Origin of the sequence: Romboutsia sp. (assembly GCF_051659545.1) — a bacterium.
Lineage (GTDB): Bacteria > Bacillota > Clostridia > Peptostreptococcales > Peptostreptococcaceae > JBOFOR01.
The window spans coordinates 1-3,177 of sequence record NZ_JBOFOR010000013.1 but is presented as its reverse complement, the minus strand read 5'-3'; the positions used below and the strand labels follow the sequence as shown (position 1 = coordinate 3,177).

Genomic DNA, 3,177 nt, shown 5'->3' with positions numbered 1-3,177 from the left:
GCTTTTTTAATTTATCTATCTCAATTATATCTTTATAAATACATCTTGTATCTAAGTCCAAAATATTATAATCCATATGCATATGACCGAAAAACCAGTATTTGTATTTTATTTTTTCTCTTATTAAATCTAAGTGATTTGAAACATCATCAATTCTTGTATCACCACCTACGTAAGTTAGTGCTAAGGGATAACTAGTGTGTGTAAGCACATAATCAACTTCATATTTATATTTTTTTAGATTAATATAAGCATTAGATTTATCTTCATAAGTTGGTTTTTCTTCTTTCCACCAGGTTTTGCCTTCTTTTCTATACTCTATATCTGTAGAATTTACTCCTCCAAATACAAAGTATTTATCTCCATTTAACTCATATACTTCACCTCTGATAAGATGAATTATATTATCTCTTATCTTATGTACTCTCCCTCTATACATTATAGATACAGGATATTCATTTAACAGTTTATGATTTTCGTGGTTTCCATCTATAAATAAAACTTGAATTGCCATTTTATTTAAATAGTCTAATCTTCTTTGTTCTTTTATGCTACCATCCCATATATAACCAAAATCTCCACAGACTATTAAGTGAGTTATACCTGCCTTTCTTGCTTTATGTATTTGTGAAAAGCTTAAATCGCCATGGGTATCTCCTGTGATTCCTATTTTCATCTAGTATTATTATCCTCCCAATATCTAGAAATTCTAGGTGATATAGGCTATTTTCAACTTATATCCACCTAGTAATTTTATACATTTTATAGACTTAACCAGCCTTCATACTCTTCTTTTTCTAATTCATTAAATTCTTTTATTAAATCCTCTATATTATTTTCCCAATCTAATAGGTATTGGTACATATAGCTTGGAAAATCAACATCCTCATAGTCTATTCTACTAGCTACTTCAAAGGTCAAAACGTTATTAGCAAATCTGTTCATAAACTCCATACAATATAGCATATATCCTAGATTTGTAGGAGTTACTTTACTATTAATATTATTAGCAAAGTATTCAAACTGCATATCTAATATTTTATTTTTAAACTCCTTGTTTACACTTATTACAGCAGCTTTTATATTATTTAAAAGTGCTATATAACTTTCTCTATTTGTATATTCTTCATAGAATATATCTCTGATATTTTTAACTAACTCATTAGAGGTCTCCAGCAATACATAATAATTAGGCTCATATACACACTCTAAACTATCTACAAAACAATCCATACTTACATGAAGTTTCTTAAAATCGCTTATTTCTTCGAGCCTATCTCTAAAGTCTTTGCTAAAATTTCCTTCTTCAAGTGCTTGTTTTATTTCTAAGTCTATTAATATATTTTCATCATTTAATACTTTAAACAAACTATTAAAAGATCTATTTACTGGAGATATATCTACTCCAAAATCTCTCATTCTATCTAATATCAATGTGAACAATACACCATTTATCCAGTAGTCACAGTTTACATTGTAAGCTAGGGTATTTTCTCTATTGATTTCTCTAACTACCCATACCCAATAATAAGCATCTATATTCATTGTGCTTCACCATCCCAATCTAATAAATAAATATACATTTTCTCTGTAAAGTTGATGTCACCGTATTCTTTTTTATTAGGTATATAGAATTCTAGGTTTTGATTTATAAATCTATCCATAAATTCCATGCAATATACCTTATAACCTAAATGTATAAATCCTTTATTTTCTTCTATATACTCATCAAAATAACTCATTTGATTTTCTAATATATCATCTTTAAGTAGGTTTTTCATTATAAGTATTGAATCTTTAATGTTTTCTATAGTTTCTATAAGTTTGTCTCTGTTTAAATAACCCTGGTGGTGTACTTTTTTTATATCATCAAATACTTGATTAGATAATTCTTGTAGTAATGAATATTCCTCTTCTTCACATTCTTTCAATAATGATATAAATTTTTCTAGATCCTTATATATTACTTTAAAGTCATTTATATTGATTAATTGTTCTATAGTTTCTATTCCATAAGCATCTATTTCTATTAAATCATCTAATTTCTCATCTATTTCTTGGTCGTATTCTTTATATAGTAATAGTATTTTTTCTAAAGCTTCTGTAAGCATATTATCATTAATATTTGTAGATTTTAACCTATCACTTATTCCAACTAACAATTCACCATTTATCCAGTTATGCATTAAAGACTTTATATCTACTAAGTAATTTTTATTTGTATTATTCTTACTATTGCATAACCATCTCCAATAAGGTATCTTCATCTTCTACCTCCTTTATAGTAGTATTAAATCTGCTACTCTTGAATCTATAGATGTATTTAACTCTTCCTTTAAATCCTCAAAGGTAAAACCATAATATAGTGAACATAAGACTTCTGGTTGATATTCTCTCATTTCAAATTCTTCTATCATTAAATAAGATGCTAGTTCTATTTCTAGATATAAACTTACCTCCTTTAAGAATTGAGCTCCTATTAATAATGCTGATGCTAGTTGATGGTATCCATTTTCTATTAAATAAGTAAAATGTCTTATTGCTAGGTATTCTATTTGTTCTTTTATAGAGTCTAGTTCTTCACAAAACTTTCTTACTAACTCTTCAAATTCACTGGTATCTAGGTTTAAGGATTCTAAAATATTTTTTATGTCTATTAAGCTTTGGATTAAGTATTTACTTTGTTCTAGGTTTTCTTTTTCTTCTGGCAAGAGTTCAAAATATTCTACTCCTTCTATGGTGTTAATACCTTTAGCAGCTAGTATTTCAAGCTCTTCTGTTTTTGCCATAAGATTTATTTGATCTATTGATATACTATTATCTAATGTATTTGGAGTATTTCTTATTAGGTGCTTTAAGGTATATATATATTTAGGTTTTATTACTTCTATTATTTTTTTATATTGTGAAAATAAATCTCCTGTATCAATGCCCATATGTCCTATACTATCTATGAATGCTAATAAGTTTAAACTCATTTTTTCATTTTCTGTTAATCCTTTTTTATTGTCCTTTGAATAATTTATAGCTTGCCCATGGTAGGATTGTTCACTATATCCTAATGGGTGTTGATTAGATTTGTTTTTTAACATCTTTATCACTCCTTCTTGGTTTCTTAAGATAATGATACGAAATTTTAGGTTGGCTTTCAATAGTTTGCCTACTGTTGCCTATTTT

Annotated in this window: 4 protein-coding genes; all 4 read right to left on the bottom strand. The window is 27.0% G+C overall.

The window, feature by feature from the left end:
- The coding region (locus ACRC03_RS00520; RefSeq protein ID WP_438650586.1) for a metallophosphoesterase family protein at window positions 1-676 on the bottom strand (676 nt) is incomplete at its 3' end.
- Between the two features lie 86 nt (window positions 677-762).
- Window positions 763-1,545 (bottom strand): hypothetical protein, encoded by a 783-nt coding sequence (locus ACRC03_RS00515; protein WP_438650585.1) that lies wholly within the window; start codon window positions 1,543-1,545, stop codon window positions 763-765.
- The gene (locus ACRC03_RS00510; RefSeq protein WP_438650584.1) at window positions 1,542-2,267 is read right to left on the bottom strand and encodes a hypothetical protein; all 726 of its coding nucleotides are present in this window, start codon (window positions 2,265-2,267) and stop codon (window positions 1,542-1,544) included. The genes ACRC03_RS00515 and ACRC03_RS00510 overlap by 4 nt, the downstream gene beginning before the upstream one ends.
- 12 nt (window positions 2,268-2,279) lie before the next feature.
- Entirely contained in the window at window positions 2,280-3,092 is an 813-nt protein-coding gene (locus tag ACRC03_RS00505; protein ID WP_438650583.1) for a hypothetical protein, read from the bottom strand.
- Window positions 3,093-3,177 lie beyond the last annotated feature (85 nt).

Bases quoted from the DNA above. Each gene is read 5' to 3' on its own strand.
- ACRC03_RS00515 (WP_438650585.1), bottom strand. From the start codon at position 1,545: ATGAATATAGATGCTTATTATTGGGTATGGGTAGTTAGAGAAATCAAT.
- ACRC03_RS00510 (WP_438650584.1), bottom strand. From the start codon at position 2,267: ATGAAGATACCTTATTGGAGATGGTTATGCAATAGTAAGAATAATACA.
- ACRC03_RS00505 (WP_438650583.1), bottom strand. From the start codon at position 3,092: ATGTTAAAAAACAAATCTAATCAACACCCATTAGGATATAGTGAACAA.